The sequence below is a fragment of the Streptomyces thermodiastaticus genome (assembly GCF_014656135.1).
GTDB lineage: Bacteria > Actinomycetota > Actinomycetes > Streptomycetales > Streptomycetaceae > Streptomyces > Streptomyces thermodiastaticus.
Genome location: NZ_BNBV01000051.1, coordinates 1 through 17,743, shown reverse-complemented (window position 1 = coordinate 17,743; position 17,743 = coordinate 1). Strand labels below are relative to the sequence as shown.

The 17,743-nt window shown below is 72.9% G+C and carries 10 protein-coding genes; 3 read left to right on the top strand and 7 right to left on the bottom strand.

All coding sequences use genetic code 11. The features are described 5' to 3' along the window. From IE286_RS26420 to IE286_RS26410, 3 genes are all read left to right on the top strand, one after another. Positions 1-2,207: ALF repeat-containing protein (locus IE286_RS26420; protein ID WP_189799280.1), on the top strand; the 2,207-nt coding region annotated here is incomplete at its 5' end. A 223-nt stretch (positions 2,208-2,430) separates the two neighbouring features. Beyond that, entirely contained in the window at positions 2,431-2,982 is a 552-nt protein-coding gene (locus IE286_RS26415) for a hypothetical protein (protein WP_229863785.1), read from the top strand. Between the two features lie 80 nt (positions 2,983-3,062). Continuing rightward, positions 3,063-5,267 (top strand): S1 family peptidase, encoded by a 2,205-nt coding sequence (locus IE286_RS26410; protein WP_189799279.1) that lies wholly within the window; start codon positions 3,063-3,065, stop codon positions 5,265-5,267. A gap of 122 nt (positions 5,268-5,389) precedes the next feature. Here the strand turns inward: IE286_RS26410 and IE286_RS26405 are convergent, their stop codons facing one another. The 7 genes from IE286_RS26405 to IE286_RS26375 all read right to left on the bottom strand — a co-directional run. Then, positions 5,390-8,218, bottom strand: coding sequence for a stealth family protein (locus IE286_RS26405; RefSeq protein ID WP_189799278.1), 2,829 nt, complete (start codon positions 8,216-8,218; stop codon positions 5,390-5,392). A 5-nt stretch (positions 8,219-8,223) separates the two neighbouring features. Continuing rightward, a complete protein-coding gene (locus IE286_RS26400) occupies positions 8,224-9,210 on the bottom strand; it encodes a hypothetical protein (RefSeq protein WP_229863783.1) in 987 nt (328 codons plus the stop codon). Beyond that, positions 9,207-10,985 carry a stealth family protein gene (locus IE286_RS26395; RefSeq protein WP_189799277.1) on the bottom strand — a complete coding sequence of 593 codons (1,779 nt, stop codon included), beginning with the start codon at positions 10,983-10,985 and terminating at the stop codon, positions 9,207-9,209. The genes IE286_RS26400 and IE286_RS26395 overlap by 4 nt, the downstream gene beginning before the upstream one ends. A gap of 321 nt (positions 10,986-11,306) precedes the next feature. After that, on the bottom strand, positions 11,307-12,752 hold the full coding sequence (gene obgE / locus IE286_RS26390) for a GTPase ObgE (protein ID WP_189799276.1): 1,446 nt from the start codon (positions 12,750-12,752) through the stop codon (positions 11,307-11,309). 136 nt (positions 12,753-12,888) lie between these two features. Continuing rightward, a complete protein-coding gene (gene rpmA / locus IE286_RS26385) occupies positions 12,889-13,143 on the bottom strand; it encodes a 50S ribosomal protein L27 (protein WP_110628143.1) in 255 nt (84 codons plus the stop codon). Positions 13,144-13,156: 13 nt separating this feature from the next. After that, positions 13,157-13,477 (bottom strand): 50S ribosomal protein L21, encoded by a 321-nt coding sequence (gene rplU, locus IE286_RS26380; RefSeq protein ID WP_125498363.1) that lies wholly within the window; start codon positions 13,475-13,477, stop codon positions 13,157-13,159. Positions 13,478-13,702: 225 nt separating this feature from the next. Beyond that, a partial coding sequence (locus IE286_RS26375; protein ID WP_189799275.1) for an Rne/Rng family ribonuclease occupies positions 13,703-17,743 on the bottom strand: 4,041 nt, incomplete at its 5' end.

The window sequence follows — 17,743 nt, the reverse complement described above, 5'->3', positions numbered from 1 at the left end:
GTGCGGCCCGCAACGCGGCCCTGGCGGCCAACTCCGCCGCCGCGGCCGCGCAGGCCGCCGGGGCCGCCCGGGCGGAGGCGGAGGCCGCCAAGGCCGCGGCCGCCGAGGCGGACGCGCAGGCCGCCCGGGCCACCAGGGCCGCGAACACCGCCCAGTTGCTGGCGAACACCGCGGCCCAGGCGGCACGCACCGCCCGTGATGCGGCCAACTCCGCCGCCACCCACGCCGACAACGCGGCGAAGGCGGCCGACGAGGCCGCCGACGCGGCCGGGCAGGCCGCGGACTACGCCGCCAAGGCCACGGCGTGGGCCGCCGAGTCGGTGAAGGCCGCCGAAGCCGCGGCGAAGGCGGTGCAGGACGCCCAGGCCGTGGAGCAGGCGGCGCGCGACTCCGAAGCGGAGAAGCTGGCGGAGGAGACCGAGCAGTCGCTCGCCGAGGCCCGGGAGCTGGCGCGGGCGGAGGCCGAGGACCGGGAGGCGGCCCGCAATGCCGCCACGCAGGCGGACGCCCTGGACGCCGAGACCAAGGACCTGATCGCCAAGGCCGAGGCCGCCTACGACTCCGGCGACACCGCCCAGGCCGTTCTGCTCGGCCGGCGGGCCGCGATGAACCTGATCTCCACGACGATCGGCACCTGGAGCCGCAGCGCCGCCGAGTACGCCCTGGCCGGAGCCGACGAGGACGTGCTGGCCTGGGTCTCCACCGACCGCGGGATCGCGCAGACCCAGGACGACCGCGAGACGGTCCTCGCCCTGGCCAAGGTCTCCACCGAGGCCGTCGCCGACGCCGCCCAGGCGGCACTGTCCGCCGAAAACCCCGGTGCCGTGGGCGATTTCCTCACCAGCGGGATCCAGGAGGCCGCCGCGACGGACAACCGGGTCGCCATCCTGCGGATCCTGGCCGGCGACCCGGGCAAGGCGGTCAAGGCGGCGGCGCAGGCCGCCCTGGACGACGGCTCGCCCCAGGCCCTGCACGACTTCTTCCTGGGCTACGCCGAGAAGGTCGTCGAGGACGACCAGGTCGCGATCCTCTCCCTCCTCGACACCGCAGGCCCGTACACCAAGGCGGCCGCCCAGGTCGCGCTGGAGGGCCCGTCGTGGATGCGCCGTGACTTCGTCACCACCGTGCACCATCGCACCGCGCAGCTCGACTACGACTGGAGTTCCCACGTCGCCGCCGTCCGGGCCTCCATCGCCCATGCGGCGAAGATCGCCCAGGAGGCGCAGAAGGACGCCTACGAGGCGTCCAAGGCCGCGGCCGAGGCGCGCGAGGCGGCCGACGAGGCGGCACAGTGGGCGGCCAAGGCGCAGGCATCCGCCGACAAGGCCGCCGACTACGCGGTGGAGGCCGACGCGAACGCGGACGCCGCCGAACGCTCCGCGCAGGACGCGCAGGCGTCGGCGGACAAGGCGAAGGCGGCGGCCGCCTCCGCGCGCAGCGCCGCACGGCGGGCGAACTACTCCGCCAACCAGGCCGTGGCCTCCGCCGCTGCCGCCACGCAATCCGCCGTCCAGGCCCAGGCGTCGGCGAACGCCGCGCGCCAGTCCGCCTACGAGGCCGGGAAGGACGCGGCCGCCGCCGCGCGAGCCGCCTCCGAGGCCCGCACGATCGCCGCCGAGAAGCGGCAGCAGGAACTGGCCGCGGCCGCACGGGCGGCGGCCGAGGCGGCGAGGCAGAACCAGCAGAACGGTGTCGACCCGTCGGACACCAGCGACAACGACAAGGTCGACAACCCCGGGGGCTGGGGCAGCAAGGACGACTGGCGCAACGTCGCACAGGCCCTGAACGCGATCAGCGCCGTCTCCGGGACCGTCGCCGCGTTCAGCCTGCTCGTACCGCCGCCCGCGGGGGAGATCATCTCCGGAGTGGCGGGCACCATCTCCTGGGTCACGGGCATCGGTTCGGCCGTCATCACGCTGTGCACCGACGGATGGCAGTCCGAGGCGTTCCTGCAGTCCGTCGCCGGTCTGGCGGTGGGCGCGCTCACCGGCGGCTTCGCGCTGGGCAAGATCAAGCTGCCGGGCGTGTCCCAGGCGCTCGAATGGGGCGCCCAGGGCCTGAAGAGCAGCGCGGTGATCGCCAGCCGGATCGGACACGAGCTGGTCGGCCCCGCGATCGGTTTCGCCACCACGTCGTGGAACGCGGTCGGTGACGTGGCCTCCGACATCGGCGGGGCCATCTCCGACGGATGGAACGCCATCTTCTGAACACCTGCGTGCCGGAGCCGGAACCCGCCGCACCGCATCCGGCCTCCGGCTCCGGCACGCGTCAGCGCACAGGCGCAGCTGTGTCGTCCTGGCGCAGCCATGCCACAGGGACGGTGCCGTTCTTGTCGCCACGCCGTCCGGCAGGCGCGGACGCGCCGTTCCAGGCCGGTCCGGCCTTCCCGGCCGAGGGGCCGACGTCGTCTCATCAACCCGGAGGACATCCATGCCATCGCACAGCACTCCCCCGACCAGCCCGAAGCGCAGGAGAGTCATCGGCACGCTCCTGGCCGCAGCCGCGGCCGGCGTCCTGACCTGGCTCGCCGTTCCGGGCGGCTCCTCCCCCGCGGCAGCGGGCACGGACGCCCGCGCGGCCGCTCCGGTCGCCGACGAGGGCCCTGGCTACGCCGTGGAGGACTTCGCCTACCCGCAGGCCGACAAGATCCGCGAGGAGAAGGGCATCGTCCTCAAGCGCGGTGACGGCCACATCACCCTCGCCGACTGCGTCAGCGGCACCGGACAGCTCGAGGTGTGGGCCCGCGCCAACGGCAATCAGACGATCTGCTTCGAGGTCACCGGCACCTCCGGCTGGCTGACCCTGGAGATCCCCTCGGTCTACGGCATCAGGGGCAACGACTACACGACCGAGGTGGACATGACCACCGGCACGGAGCACAAGTCCTTCGACATCGAGAAGAACAACTGGACCCCGGTCGGCGAGACCGCCGACGAACAGGGCCGTCAATTCATGCTCGTGGAGATCAGGACCAGCAAGTAGCCCCGGGCGGACACCCGTCGGCCTTCCTCACCGTCCGCGGCCGCCCGGCCCGGCACACCTCGAGTCCAAGGATTTGCATCATGCGACACACGAGACACGTGCGTCTCGCCGCCCTCGTCGCCGCCCTGGCCGCCGGCCCGGTGGCACTGGGCGCCTCGCCCGCGTCCGCGGTGACCGGCACACCGGTCTCCGACACCTCGTTCGCCTACACCGCCCAGGTCATCGTCGGCGATCACGACCGCGGCTGCTCCGGCGTGCTGGTCGCACGCGACTGGCTGCTGACCGCGGCGAGCTGCTTCGCCGACGACCCGGCGACAAGCCTGTCGGTCCCCGCGGGCAAGCCCGCCCGGCGCACGACCGCCACCATCGGCCGCCTGGATCTGAGCGGCTCCGACGGGGCGGTGCGCGACGTGGTGCAGCTCGTGCCGCGCACCGACCGCGACGTCGTCCTGGCCCGCCTCGACCGCCCGGTCACCACTGTGGCCCCGGTCGCCCTGGCCACCACCGCGCCCGCCGCGGGCGAGGAGTTGAAGTTCGCCGGCTACGGGCGCAGCGCCACCGAGTGGGCGCCGCTGAAGCTGCACACCGGCACGCTGACCGTGGACGCCACCGACGGCACGACGGCCGCCTTCACCGGCAACGACGGCGCGGCCGCCTGCATGGGCGACACCGGCGGCCCGGTGATCCGCACGGCCGGCGGCACCCCGCAGCTGGTGGCGCTCACCAGCCGTTCGTACCAGGGCGGCTGCTTCGGCACCGACGCCGAGGAGACCCGCACGGGTGGCGTCGCCGCCCGCGTCGACGACCTGGATGACTGGGTGAGGTCCACCGTCGGCGGCGTTCCCGTCACCGACTTCAACTGCGACGGCGCCGAGGACGTCGCCGTCTCCGACCCGAAGGCGACCGTCGGCGGCGACGCCGGGGCCGGTGTCGTCCGGGTCGTCCACGGCGGCGGAAAGGGCACCGCGGAGATCAACCAGGATCTCGACTGGGTGCCGGGCGGCGCCGAGCCCGACGACTGGTTCGGTGAGGCCATGGACACCGTCGACTACAACCAGGACGGCTGCACGGACCTGGTCGTCGGCACCCCGTCCGAGGACCTGTCCGGTGCCACCGACGCCGGCATGGCCGACATCCTGTACGGCGCGCCGGGCGGCCTCGGCACCGGGACGCTGAAGAACACTCACTTCGAACAGGGTGCGGGCACCGGCTCCTTGAAGGGCTCCACGCCCGAGACAGGTGACCGCACCGGCCAGGCCCTCGCCGCAGGCATCACCGACGAGGGCGAGCCGTTCCTGATGATCGGCGTGCCCGGCGAGTCCATCGGCACGGCAGCCAAGGCGGGCATGGCCGTCTACGTGCACGGGGACACCAACATCGCCGTCACCCAGGACAGCACGGACGTGCCGGGCGCGGTGGAGGCCGGCGACGGATTCGGCGGTGCCGTCGCGGCCGACGCGAACCACATCGCCGTCGCGGCACCGGACGAGGCGATCGGCACCGGCGCCGGCGCCGGCAACGTGGCGGTCTTCAGCCACCGGCTCAACTCCGAGGGCCGGCCGACCCCGCTGTTCGGCCTCGACCAGGATCTGGACACGGTCGCCGGCGGTGCCGAGCCGGGGGACCAGTTCGGCAAGTCCCTGGCCCTGGTCCCCTACCGCCCGTCCGGGGCGACCGCCGCGACCGACTCGGTCCTCGCCGTCGGCGCTCCCGGTGAGGCCCTGAACGTCGACGGTGTCTCCAAGGCCGGCGCCGGCGAGGTGCTGACCTTCGACGTCACCGCGGCCGGAACGTACAGCCAGATGAACGCGTACTGGTCCGGCACGAGTTCCGACGCCGTGCCCGGCACCGCCGAGGCCGGTGACCACTTCGGCCAGACCCTGGCCGCGGTGAACACGGCTCCGCGTGAGGTGAGCACCGCGGCGACCATGAAGCTGGCCGTCGGCATCCACGACGAGGCCATCGGCACGACGGCCGGTGCCGGCGCGATCACCACCTTCTCGCTCCTCGGTTCGCCCGGCACGAACAACCGCTGGATCGAGGCCGGCACCTCCGGCATCCCGGGCCCCGCGGGAGCCAACCAGCACCTCGGCCAGAGCATCCGCTACACCGGGACCAAGCTGTACGTGGGCATGCCGTACGGGCCGGGCAGCTACGGCACGGTCTACGCCCTGCCGATGTCCAACGTGACCGCGGGCGGCTCCAACGCCGCGATCACCACGTACGCGCCGGGCCAGGGTGGCCTGCCGGCCGCCGGCGGACGTTTCGGGTACGTGGTGCGCTAGGCACCCGGGTCGCCGGGCCCGCGTCCGCGGGGCCGGAGCGGCACCAAGAAGGGGGGCTTCCCGGCACTCGGGCCGGGAAGCCCCCCTTCTCCGCGCGTCGCGCGGTGTGCCGCGGCCCGCCGTCAGCGCTCGTACGGACTCTTGACCGGGAAGTAGGCGCGCAGGAAGGAGCTGATGATGCGGGCCTGTTCCTGGTCCGGGACCTCGGCGTTCTGCGACTCGCCGAGGCAGAACACGTCGTGGCCGCGTATCGCCAGCAGACGGGTCAGTTCCGGGTGCCGTTCGTAGGTGCCTACGTCGATGTAGGCGCACCGGATGCTGCTGGGCACCGCGCTGCCCGTCAGGAAGCCGTAGTGATGGTGCAGCGAGGACACCATGGAGATGTCCTCCCAGCCGCGCAGCGGGTTCGCCGCGGTGCGGGCCACGGCCTCAGGGAACTCCTGCTCGATCTTCTCCAGGACGCTCTTGCGCAGGGGGTGCGGAGCGTGGGCGAAGCCGTTCGCCACGGTCACGCCGAAGCGGTCCTCGAGCAGGCGGCGGTTGTTCTTCCCCGCGGCGAAGTAGCCCTCGTCCTCCTCGGTGGCCTCACCGATCGGCACGGTCGTGGGCGTCCAGAAGAAGCGGCTCGTGCCGTTGGGCTGGAAGAACTTCTGGGCGCTGAGCGGCCTGCCGATGAAGACGTCGTCGTTCAGGTACAGGAAGTGTTCCGACAGTCCGTCGATGTGGTGCAGCTGGGTCTCGATGGCGTGGGAGTTGAAGGTCGGCAGGCAGCTCGGGTCGGTGAAGATGTCCCGGTGCGAGACGACCTCGATGTCCGGGTGCTCGGTGTTCAGCCACTCGGGCGTCTGGTCGTCGGTGACCAGGTAGATCTTCCGGACCCAGGGCACGAACATCGCCAGCGACCGCAGGGAGTAGCGCAGCTCGTCGCGGTTGCGGAAGCGGGCCGCCTCGTCACCGGAGGCCTCGGCCTCCAGGCCGAGGGCCGCGCGCCGGCGGGCACGGCGCTCCTGCCACTGGGCGTCGGAGTCGTCGACCCAGGTGTAGACGGCGTCCACCGGGAAGGTGATGTCGCTCACCAGCTTCTTGGCGAACGGCTGCACCGTCGGGTACTCGCGGTCCTTGACCCTGAGCCGGGCGTCGGCGGTCAGCGACGGCAGCTTGGGGCCGACCGCGCTCGGCCGCAGCGGGGCGACGAACTGGCCGTCGCCGCCCTCCTCTTCGGGCACCCGGCTCCAGAACTCCACGTCGCATCCGTAGGCGGGGCCGAAGCGCAGTGTACGGCTGGAGGTGACCACCGGGCGGAAGACGCGCAGCCCCGCGACCTCTCCGGCGCCCTCGAGGCGTTCGGCCAGCAGGACGCCCGGGGCGTGCGTGCGCGGCTTGAGCAGCTCGGCGTAGACCGCTTTGCCCTCGTACTCGGCGGCCAGTGCCTTGCGGACCCGCTTCTGGTGCTCGGTGTCCACCGCCACCCGCTGCCGCGGACCGCCGTCCCGGTCCCGCAGCAGCACGTAGGGGATGTCGTGCTTCTCCAGCGCGGCGACGACGGTCTCGAAGTTGCGCTGCAGGATGTCGGAGGCCAGCAGGTCGTCGCGGACCTCGGCGAGCCGTCCCGCGGCCCGGACCAGGGAGCGGTCGGTCGCGGCGATCATCACTTCCCGCGCCCGCTGGTCGCCCGACGAGGGGGCGGTGCGGTCCGCGGCGACGGCGGCGTGGAAGCGCCCCGCGCCGCCGTGGGCCACGCGGTGGGCCATGCGGTCGGCCCGCTCCGCCATACGTGCCGGGTCGTCACGGCGCATCAGCAGCTCGGTGAACAGTTCCTCCCACTGCTTGACGATGACGTCCGCGGCGAAGCGCGCGGAGCCTTCGTAGGCGTTCTCGCCGTAGGAGCGCAGGAGTTCCTCGTCGCCCATCAGCCGGGATATCGCGTCCGCGAGCCCGTCGATGTCGTTGGGCGGGACGAGCAGGCCGTCCACGCCGTGCCGGATGATCTCGGCGGGACCGGTGACGATGTCGTAGGCCACCGCCGGGACGCCGGCGGCGAAGGCCTCCAGCAGCACCAGCGGGAAGGCCTCGCCGTCCTGGGACGGCAGGATGGTGAGGCTCGCCTTGGCCCACTCCTCCGTCATGTGCTGGCTCGGCCCGAGGATCTCCACGGAGTCGTGCAGGCCCAGACCCTGGACCAGGTTGCGCAGCCGGGACATCTGCGGACCGTCGCCGAAGATGCGCAGCCGCCATCCCGGGTGGTCGGGCAGGGCCTTGGCGAAGGCCTGGATGGCGTGATCGACCTGCTTGTCCGGGACGAGTCGGCGCGGCATCACGATGCTCTTGCCGGTCAGGCTGGACCGCGGCCGGAATCCCTCGGGGATGGCGTTCGGGATGGCCGCCAGGCGCGGGGCCGCCTTGCCCAGCGACTCCTCCAGCCACTGCTTGGTGCGTTCCGTCAGCACCACGAGGGCGTCGATCTCGGGAGCGCGCAGCAGGAGCGGCTCGCCGGTGCCTCCCCTCAGCTGCGAGGGCCGGTGCTCCTGGTGGATGGTGACGACCCGGGACGGCACCAGGTCGGCGACCGCCGACATCAGCGCGGGCGAGGTGGTGATCAGGACGTCCGTGTCGATGGTCCGAAGCGCGCGCTTCATCTCGACGTCGGACAGGGCGTCGAAGGTGGCTTCCCACTTCGGGTTGATCAGCTCGCTGGGCAGCCCGGCCAGCTGACGGCACTCCTCGGCGCTGAGGCCGCTGTCGCGCACCGGACGCTCGGTCTTGCCGGTGCGGTCCACGAGGTAGCGCACCGAGACCCGCTCGTCCACGGAGAAGAAGGGACGCGCACGGGTCTTGAAGACGCTGAGCACCTCGACGGTGTGCCGGGGTGCCAGGTGCGTCGCCTGGGTGTAGACGGCCTGCTCGGTGCCGCCCATCTCGTCGCCCCAGGTGAGCAGAAACGTGATCTTCATAGGTGTCAACATCCAGAGGGGAGGTGGGCCGCACGGAAGGCGAGGCTGCCGACGGGCGTGTAGTACGGGTTGATCCTGAGGGCGGTGCCGTCCTGAGCGCTCAGCAGGCGGTACGGCATCCGGAAGACGTCGCCGGGGGTGCGTACGTCGGTGCGCCGGCGGGAGATCTTCAGCGGCCGGCGGTGCGGGCGCCGCAGACGCACGTCGTAGATCTGTTCCTTGGCCCCGAGGTCGCCGAAGTCCGCCGGCGTCAGCGAGCAGACGAAGGTGGCACCGTTCCAGGTCGCCGGGACCACGCGGCCGGCCTTGCCGTTGCGGCGGACCAGTTCGACGTCGCCGCGGCACTGTTCGGCGGGCGCGTTGACGAGCCGGCCCTCCAGCGTGACCTCGGACCAGCCGATCCGCACCGAGACGATCTCCGCCTGGGTGTCGTCCCGGCCCAGGGACACGTACGCGCGTCCGGTGCCGGAGGCGATGAGCCGGCAGTAGGTGCCGTCCTCGCGCACCGGTTCGGGGATCGTGGGCCCGTCGGGCATCAGCCGCGGTGCCCTGGCGACCGCGTACCGGTGGTCCTTGCCGGCTGCGTCGGTGAAGACCACGGACAGCCGCCACTGCCCGGCCGCCAGCAGGAACCTGCGCACTCCGGCCGGCATCGGGTGGGGCCGGCCGGAGTCCGCCTCCAGCAGGTCGAGGACGGCCGTGCCCTGCGCCTCGACGTACCCGTCACCGCGCTGGACCAGGGTGAGCGGGACGACGACCGGAGACGAGCTGCCGAGCAGCAGTGAGGCCGACGAAGCGGCCAGCCCCTGCGGCACACGAGCGCAGAAGTTCAGGGTCCTGCCGTCCAGGAGGGACAGATGCTCCGCGGTGATGCGCGGCCAGTCGTCGGGGCTCGGCGGCACCAGGACCAGGCTGTCCAGGCGCGACCGTGCCGAGCGCACCACTGCGTACCCCTTGCGCATCACCTTGTGCGGAGTGGGGAGTTGTCTCATCGGTTGTCTGCACCACGCTCGTAGGGGCTGGGGACCGGGAAGTACTCGTCCAGGAAGCGGCTCATCAGGCTCTGCTGACGGCTCACATCCGCTTCCGTGGACGTGGTGTCGTTGAGGCAGAAGACATGCGCGTCACGCTCGGCCAGCAGCCGGCCCAGGACCCGCTCGACGTTCGGCTTGCCGACGTCGCAGTAGCGGTACACCAGCCCCTCGCCGGGGAACGAACGCTGCGTGTGGAAGGCGTAGTAGTGGTGCAGGGAGGACGTCACCGACACGTCCGTGACGCTGCGGAACCTGCTGGCGGCCGTACGCCGGTGCTCCTCGGGGAACTCGGCCTCGATCTCGTCCAGCACGCTGCGGTGCAGCGCGTGGGGCACGTGCTTCATCTTGCGGAAGATGGTGTCGCCGAAACGCTCGGCGATGAGCCTGCGGTTGTTCTTCCCGGCGGCCGCGACGGGCGGGTCCTCCGGGGAGGGGTCGCCGAAGGGCACCAGCGCGGACGACAGGTAGAACTTCCCGAGACCGTTGGGCAGGAAGAAGTGCTGGGGGAAGATCTCACGGCCGAGCATCACGTCGTCGTTGAAGTACAGGAAGTGCTCGGACAGCCCGTCGATATGATGCAGCTGGCTCTCGATGGCGTGCGAGTTGAACGTGGGCAGAGCCGACGGGTCCTTGAAGATCTCCTTGTGGCTGACCACTCTGATCTGCGGGTGGTCGGTGTTCAGCCACGCCGGTGTCTGGTCGGCGGTCACCAGGTAGATGGTGCGCACCCACGGCGCGTACAGGTGCAGCGAGCGCAGCGAATAGCGCAGTTCGTCGCGGCTGAGGTAGCGAGCGGCGTTGGCGGCTTCCTCGTGGTACGGCTGGTCGGAGAAGCTGGCTCGTTGACGCAGCCAGTGCGGGTCGGAGCCGTCCACCCAGGTGTAGACCACGTCGATGGGGAAGGTCCTGCGTCCGACGGCTCCCGCAGCGAACGCCGGCCGCGTCGGCACCCGGACGGGTTCCTGCTCCGCGGACGGCCGGCGGTCGTCGGGCAGCGGCGCGAAGTCGGTGAACAGCGACTCGTCGGCTTCGGTGACGGGTTCGTCCAGCGGCACGGTCTCGGCTATGCCGTTGCGCCGGGGGGCGACGAGTTCGCCGTCCTCCTTCTTCCAGAACTCGACGTCGCAGCCGTACCGCAGGCCCAGGACGAGACGGCCGGTGTCGTCGGTGAGGTACCAGGTGAAGCGCAGGACGTCGGAGCGGGCGACCCGCTTCCACACGCTCGCGCTCGATCCGTAACCGGGAAGAACGGAGCCCTCGTCCGCCGTACGGCCGCGCACGGGCACCACGTAACCGGGCCGGGCCCGGCATGCCTGGCGCAGTGCGGCCAGCACACGGTCGCGGTCCTCGGCGCGCACCGCCACCGCGGCTGCCGTGTGGGACGCGGAGCGCACGCAGAAGAACGTCACTCCGGCGTCGCGCAGCGCCGCGATCACCTGCTCCAGATTCGACCGGCGCGCCTGCAGCGGCGTGATGCCGGGCACGACATGCGCGATGCGCGGCGTGCCCGCGACGCTGATGACCCGTCGGTCGTGCCGGGCCAGCAGCGCTTTGTGCCGGCGCGTGACCCGCACGCGCTTGACCTGGTCCCTCACCTCCGCCGCGGCGGCGATCTGGGACTTCACCTGCTCCCTGAGGCCCGTTCCCACATGCTGCGCGATCATCCGTCGCGCACCGACCGGTACTGCGCGACGATAGACGCCGACCAACCGGGACGCTTCAGGGTTGCGCATGCTGGGAACTCCTCCGATGGGCGACCGGTCGGTGAACGTCGCGCGCCGACAACCGCCGATAAATGTAAGGCCATACCAAGTATGCCGTGTGTTCACCCCACTGCTGTCGGCCGCTGCCGCGTCAACAATCAGTGCGCACACCAGGCATACCGGAACATTGAGACGGGTTCGTCGGCATTGTCACTGTGCGCCCCGACCAGGGGCCGGAGGTGACGCTCCACCGCTGCGCCGGCGGTGGAGGTGACGTCGTGCGGCATCGTGCGGCCCGGCTCACGGGCTGTGCCCCGGCGCGGGCCGGGGCACAGGAGGAGGCGGCCCGGCCTAGAACGGGTCGAAGTCGTCGAACTCCCGCTGGGCCTCGTCGCGTTCGGCCTGCCGCTCCCGGCGGCGCTGCGCCGCGGGCCGCGGGGCCGTGAAGCGGTGGTCCTCGCCGCGCCGGCCGAGCATCTCCGCGCCCGCCGTCATCGACGGCTCCCAGTCGAAGACGACCGCGTTGTCCTCCGGGCCGATGGCGACACCGTCGCCGGCCCGGGCGCCCGCCTTCATCAGCTCTTCCTCCACGCCGAGGCGGGCCAGCCGGTCGGCCAGGTAGCCCACGGCCTCGTCGTTGGTGAAGTCGGTCTGGCGCACCCAGCGTTCGGGCTTCTCGCCGCGCACCCGGAACAGCGGCTCCCCGCCGGCGTCCTCGCGGGTGACGGTGAAGCCGGCGTCGTCCACGGCCTGCGGCCGGATGACGATCCGGGTCGACTCCTCCTTCGGCCGGGCGGCCCGCGCCCTGGCGACCAGGTCACCCAGCGCGAACGACAGCTCCTTCAGGCCGATGTGGGCGACGGCCGACACCTCGAAGACGCGGTAGCCGCGCGCCTCGAGATCGGGCCGGACCATTTCCGCGAGGTCCTTGCCGTCGGGCACGTCGACCTTGTTCAGCACCACGATCCGCGGCCGGTCGTCCAGGCCGCCGTACTGCCGCAGCTCCTCCTCGATGACGTCGAGGTCGGAGACCGGGTCGCGGTCGGACTCCAGGGTCGCGGTGTCCAGCACGTGCACCAGCACGCTGCACCGCTCCACGTGCCGCAGGAACTCCAGGCCGAGCCCCCTGCCCTGGCTGGCGCCCGGGATCAGGCCGGGCACGTCGGCGATCGTGTACACGGTGGAACCGGCCGTGACCACGCCCAGGTTCGGCACCAGCGTGGTGAACGGATAGTCGGCGATCTTGGGCTTGGCCGCGCTCAGCACGGAGATCAGCGAGGACTTGCCGGCGCTCGGGTAGCCCACCAGGGCCACGTCGGCGACGGTCTTCAGCTCCAGGACGATGTCGCGCACATCGCCCGGCTCGCCCAGCAGCGCGAAGCCGGGGGCCTTGCGGCGCGGGGAGGCCAGCGCGGCGTTGCCGAGCCCGCCGCGGCCGCCCTGCGCGGCCACGTAGGAGGTGCCGTGGCCCACGAGGTCGGCGAGCACGTTGCCCGCCTTGTCCATCACGACCGTGCCGTTGGGGACCGGCAGGATCAGGTCCTGGCCGTCCTTGCCGGAGCGGTGGCCGCCCTCGCCGGGCTTGCCGTTGGTGGCCTTGCGGTGCGGGGAGTGGTGGTAGTCGAGCAGCGTGGTCACCGACTGGTCGACGGTGAGGACGACGTCGCCGCCGCGGCCGCCGTTGCCGCCGTCGGGGCCGCCGAGCGGCTTGAACTTCTCCCGGTGCACGGAGGCACAGCCGTGGCCTCCGTTACCCGCGGCGACGTGCAGTTCGACGCGGTCCACGAAGGTGGTCATGGTGCAGTGCCTCCAGGAAGTGCTGGGTGTGTCTGTGGGTCAACACGCGAAAGGCGGACCCGCCTTCCCGCGCCGGGAGCCCCGGCCGGAGAAGTGAGGTCCGCCTCGCGACGTGTTCGGTGCCGAATCGGGTGGTTCAGGCGACCGGAACGATGTTCACGACCTTGCGGCCGCGGTGGGTGCCGAACTGCACCGCACCGGCCTGCAGCGCGAACAGCGTGTCGTCGCCGCCACGGCCGACGCCCGCACCCGGGTGGAAGTGGGTGCCGCGCTGACGGACCAGGATCTCACCGGCGTTCACGACCTGACCGCCGAAGCGCTTCACGCCGAGCCGCTGAGCGTTGGAGTCGCGACCGTTCCGAGTGGACGATGCGCCCTTCTTGTGTGCCATCTCTCTTCAGTCCTTACTTCGCGACCGTGGGGATCGACGTGACCTTGATCGCCGTGTACTGCTGGCGGTGGCCCTGCCGACGGCGGTAACCGGTCTTGTTCTTGTAGCGCAGAATGTCGATCTTCTGGCCCTTGTGGTGGTCCACGACCTCGGCCTGGACCTTGATCCCGGCCAGGACCCACGGGTCGCTGGTCACGGAGTCGCCGTCGACAACGAGCAGGGTCGAAAGCTCGACCGTGTCGCCAACCTTGGCAGTGGGAATCTTGTCAACCTCGACGACGTCACCGACAGCAACCTTGTGCTGGCGGCCGCCGCTGCGCACGATGGCGTACACGGGGCTCTCACTCTCTTCGCTCGGGAAACGGCACCCCCGCAGGCCAGTCGCCCGGCATCGCGAACGACCTCTCCCGGCCGATCCTGCGCCCGGGAGGAAAGGGTTTACGGGGATGTGGCGTGCTCACACGCCGACGGTCAAGATTACGGGGCTCGCCCGCCGAGGGTCAAACCGGGTCCGGGCGGTGTGGCCCTGCCCGTCGGAGCAGGGCCACACCACGCGGGGTCAGCCCTCGTCCGCGGCGCCGGAGGCGGCGGACGCCGCCGGTTCGGCCGTCGCGGTCTTCTTCGCCGCGGCCTTCTTGGCCGTGGCCGGCTTGGCGGTCTTGGCCGCCTTCTTGGCCGTGGTCTTCTTCGCCGCCGTCTTCTTGGCGGCGGTCTTCTTCGCGGCCGTCTTCTTGGTGGCGGCCTTCTTCGCCGTGGCCTTCTTGGCGGTCTTGCGGGCCGTCTTCTTGGCCGCGGCCGCCGTCTCCTCGGCGCCCTCGCCGGCGGCCTCGTCACCGCTGTGGGCACCCTCGGCCGCGGGCTTGGCCTCGGCGGCCGGTGCGGTGCCCTCGGCGGGCGCGGCACCCTCGGGTGCCTCGGGCGTCGCGGTCTGCTCCGGCTGCGTCCCGGCACCAGCCTCGGCGCTGCCGGCGGCCTCGCCGGCCTCCGGGGCGGCCGAAGCCGACGGGACGACCACGACGGCCGCCTCCTCGGGTGCGGTCGGCGCGGTGGCCTTGCGCACCGCGCGGCGCCGCGGACGGGCGGGCGGGGCCGGCTCGGCGGGCGCCTCGGCCTGCTCCGCCTGCGGGGCCGGCTCGGCCGCCGGTGCCTCGGGCTGCCCGGGCTGCCCGGCCTCGGCCGGTGCCGGGACCGCGGCGGTCTCCGGGACCGTCACCACGGCCGCCTCGGCTCCCGCGGGGGAACCGGCCGGTGCGGACGCCTTCCGGGTGGCCCGGCGGCGCGTACGGCCCTTGGGCGCGGGCTCCTCGGCGGGTGCTTCGGCGGGTGCCTCGGCGGGCGCCTCTGCGACTGCTTCCGCAGGTGCTGCTTCCGCGGACGCCGCCGCCGGGGCCGCGACGGCCGGCACCTCGGCCTCGGCGGTCTCCGGCGCGGCCTGCGCCTGCGCGGCCGGTTCCCCGGCAGGTGCGGCGCCGTCCTGGGCCGGGGCGGCCGGGGCGGCCGCCGCCTTCTTCGGGGCGGACGCCTTGCGGCTCGCCCGGCGCCGGCCGCGGCCGCGCGTGGCCGCGGCCTCCGCCTCGGCGACGCTGCTGTACAGCTCCTCGTCCGGGGCGATGCCGTCGGGCAGCGGCTGCGGCGCGGGCGCCGCGGCCGGTTCGGCGGCCTTGGGGGCCTCGGCGGCTTCGGCGGTCTCGGCGACGTCCTCCGCCTCGCGCTCGGCCTCCTCCTCGGCGGTCTGCGTGACGGCCTCGGCGGCGGTCTGAGGCGCCTGTTCGGCCCCGGCACGGGCGCGCTTGCGGCGCTTGCCGCCGCCGGAGGTGACGTGGTCCAGGTGGACGATGACACCACGGCCGTTGCAGTGCACGCAGGTCTCGGAGAAGGACTCCAGCAGGCCCTGGCCGACCCGCTTGCGGGTCATCTGCACCAGGCCCAGCGAGGTCACCTCGGCCACCTGATGCTTGGTGCGGTCCCGGCCCAGGCACTCCAGCAGGCGGCGCAGCACCAGGTCCCGGTTGGACTCCAGGACCATGTCGATGAAGTCGATCACGATGATGCCGCCGAGGTCGCGCAGCCGCAGCTGGCGCACGATCTCCTCGGCCGCCTCCAGGTTGTTCCTGGTGACCGTCTCCTCGAGGTTGCCGCCCTGACCGGTGAACTTGCCGGTGTTGACGTCGATGACGACCATCGCCTCGGTCCGGTCGATCACCAGCGAGCCGCCGCTGGGCAGCCAGACCTTGCGGTCCAGCGCCTTGGCGAGCTGCTCGTCGATCCGGTACGTGGCGAAGACGTCCACGTCGCTGGTCCAGCGCTGCAGACGCGGCGCCAGGTCCGGGGCGACGTGGGTGACGTAGCCGTGGATGGTCTCCCAGGCCTCGTCACCGCTGACGATGACCTTGGAGAAGTCCTCGTTGAAGATGTCGCGCACGACCCGGACGGTCATGTCCGGCTCGCCGTACAGCAGTGCGGGGGCGCTGGAGCCGTTCTTGGCCTTCTTCTGGATCTCCTCCCACTGCGCCTGCAGCCGCTCGACGTCCCGGCGCAGCTCCTCCTCGCTGGCGCCCTCCGCGGCGGTGCGCACGATGACGCCCGCGTCCTCGGGGACGATCTTCTTGAGGATGGTCTTCAGCCGGGCCCGCTCGGTGTCGGGCAGCTTGCGGCTGATGCCGGTCATCGAGCCCTCGGGGACGTACACGAGGTAGCGGCCGGGCATGGAGACCTGGCTGGTCAGACGCGCGCCCTTGTGGCCGATCGGGTCCTTGGTCACCTGGACGAGGACCGACTGGCCGGACTTCAGGGCGGACTCGATGCGGCGCGGGCCGTTGGCCAGGCCGAGGGCCTCGAAGTTGACCTCGCCCGCGTACAGGACCGCGTTGCGGCCCTTGCCGATGTCGATGAAGGCGGCCTCCATCGACGGCAGCACGTTCTGCACCTTGCCGAGGTAGACGTTCCCCACGTAGGAGACCGCCTGCTCCTTGTTGACGTAGTGCTCGACGAGCACGCCGTCCTCCAGGACGCCGATCTGGGTCCGGTCGCCCTGCTGGCGGACGACCATCACCCGCTCGACGGCCTCGCGCCGGGCCAGGAACTCGGCCTCGGTGATGATCGGCACACGGCGGCGGCCCTGCTCACGGCCCTCGCGGCGGCGCTGCTTCTTGGCCTCCAGACGCGTGGAGCCCTTGATGGACTGCACCTCGTCCGTGACGTCGCCGGAGTCCTTCTTGCGCGGCTCGCGGACCTTGACGACGGTGCGCTCGGGGTCGTCCGGCGCCGGCTCGGTGTCCACGGCGCTCTCACCGGCCCGGCGACGCCGACGGCGGCGACGGCGACTGCTGCTGGTGCCCGCGGCGGCCGCGGCGCCCGGGGCGGCCTGCTGCTCCTCGGCGGCGCCCTCCTCGGCCTTGTCCGCCTCCTCGGCGTCCTCCTCGACCTGCTCGGCGGTGTCCTCGGCGTCCTGCGCGGCCTGTGCGGCGGCGGCCTGCGCGGTGTCCTCCGCCTCGTCCTCGCCGCTGGTCTCGGCCTGCTCGCCCCGGCGGCGACGGCGGCCTCCGCGGCGGCGACGGCGGCGTCCGCCGGTCTCCTCGGTCTCGTCGGCGGCCTCGGTGCCCTCCTCGGCGTCCTCGGCCTCGTCCTCGGTGATCCGCTCCTCGGGCTCCTCGGCGTATCCGGTGCCGCGGCGACGGCGGCGGCGCCGGGTGCCGCCGCGCTCCTCGCGCTCCGGTGACGGGAACTCCTCGGTCTCCGCGGCCTCCTCCGCCTCGGCGGCCTCGGCGGCGGCCCGCAGCGGGGTCTGGAACCTCGGCTCGGTGAAGACCGGCGGCTGGAAGACGGCGACGGCCGGGCGCACCGGGCGGCGCGGGATCTCGTTCTCCTCGGCCGCAGGCTGCGGGGCGGCGGGCTCGACCGCGGGGGCGGCGAAGCCGGTCGCGGCACGGCGGACGACGCGGCGCCGGACACGGCGCGGCGCGGCCTCCTCCTCGGCGGCCGCGGATGCGGCGGGGGCCTGGGCCGGCTCGGCCACGGGTGCCTTGGCCGCCGTCTCGGCGGTCTGCTGCGGGCTCTCGGTGCCGGCAGCGGCCGGGGCGGCGGGCGCGGAAGCCTCGCTCGCCTCGGGCTCTGTCTTCTCCGTGTTCTCCGCGGGGGCGGGCGCGGACACCGCGCGGGTGACCCGGCGGCGGACCCGCCGGGTCCGGGGCGCGGCGACCGGCTCGGCCTCCTCCGTCGCGGGGGCGGCGGCCGCGCCGGCCTCGGCGGGCGTCTCGCCGACGGGGGCCTCGGCGGGCTCGGGCGCCGGAGAGGACACGGCGCGAGTCGCGCGACGGCGCGGGCGGCGCGGCGCGGGCTCTTCGGCGGCGGGCGCCGGAGCGGCCTGCTCCGCCTGCTCGCTCTGTTCCGGCTGCTCGCTCTGCTGTGCCTGCTCCGCCGGGGCGGTCTGGGCGGCCTGAGCGGTCTGCGGTGCGCCGGCGGGCGCGGACACGCGACGGCGACGGCGCCGGGCGGGCGCGGGCTCTTCGGCGGCGGGCGCCGGAGCGGCCTGCTCGGCCGCAGCGGCGGTCTCGGGGGTGCTTTCCCCGCTCACGGACGGCACCGGCTCGGCGGGTGCGGC

Excerpts from the sequence above, each read along its gene's own strand:
- IE286_RS26395 (WP_189799277.1), bottom strand. The coding sequence starts at position 10,985 with ATGCGCAACCCTGAAGCGTCCCGGTTGGTCGGCGTCTATCGTCGCGCA.
- IE286_RS26415 (WP_229863785.1), top strand. The coding sequence starts at position 2,431 with ATGCCATCGCACAGCACTCCCCCGACCAGCCCGAAGCGCAGGAGAGTC.
- rpmA (WP_110628143.1), bottom strand. The coding sequence starts at position 13,143 with ATGGCACACAAGAAGGGCGCATCGTCCACTCGGAACGGTCGCGACTCC.
- IE286_RS26405 (WP_189799278.1), bottom strand. The coding sequence starts at position 8,218 with ATGAAGATCACGTTTCTGCTCACCTGGGGCGACGAGATGGGCGGCACC.
- obgE (WP_189799276.1), bottom strand. The coding sequence starts at position 12,752 with ATGACCACCTTCGTGGACCGCGTCGAACTGCACGTCGCCGCGGGTAAC.
- IE286_RS26410 (WP_189799279.1), top strand. The coding sequence starts at position 3,063 with ATGCGACACACGAGACACGTGCGTCTCGCCGCCCTCGTCGCCGCCCTG.
- IE286_RS26400 (WP_229863783.1), bottom strand. The coding sequence starts at position 9,210 with ATGAGACAACTCCCCACTCCGCACAAGGTGATGCGCAAGGGGTACGCA.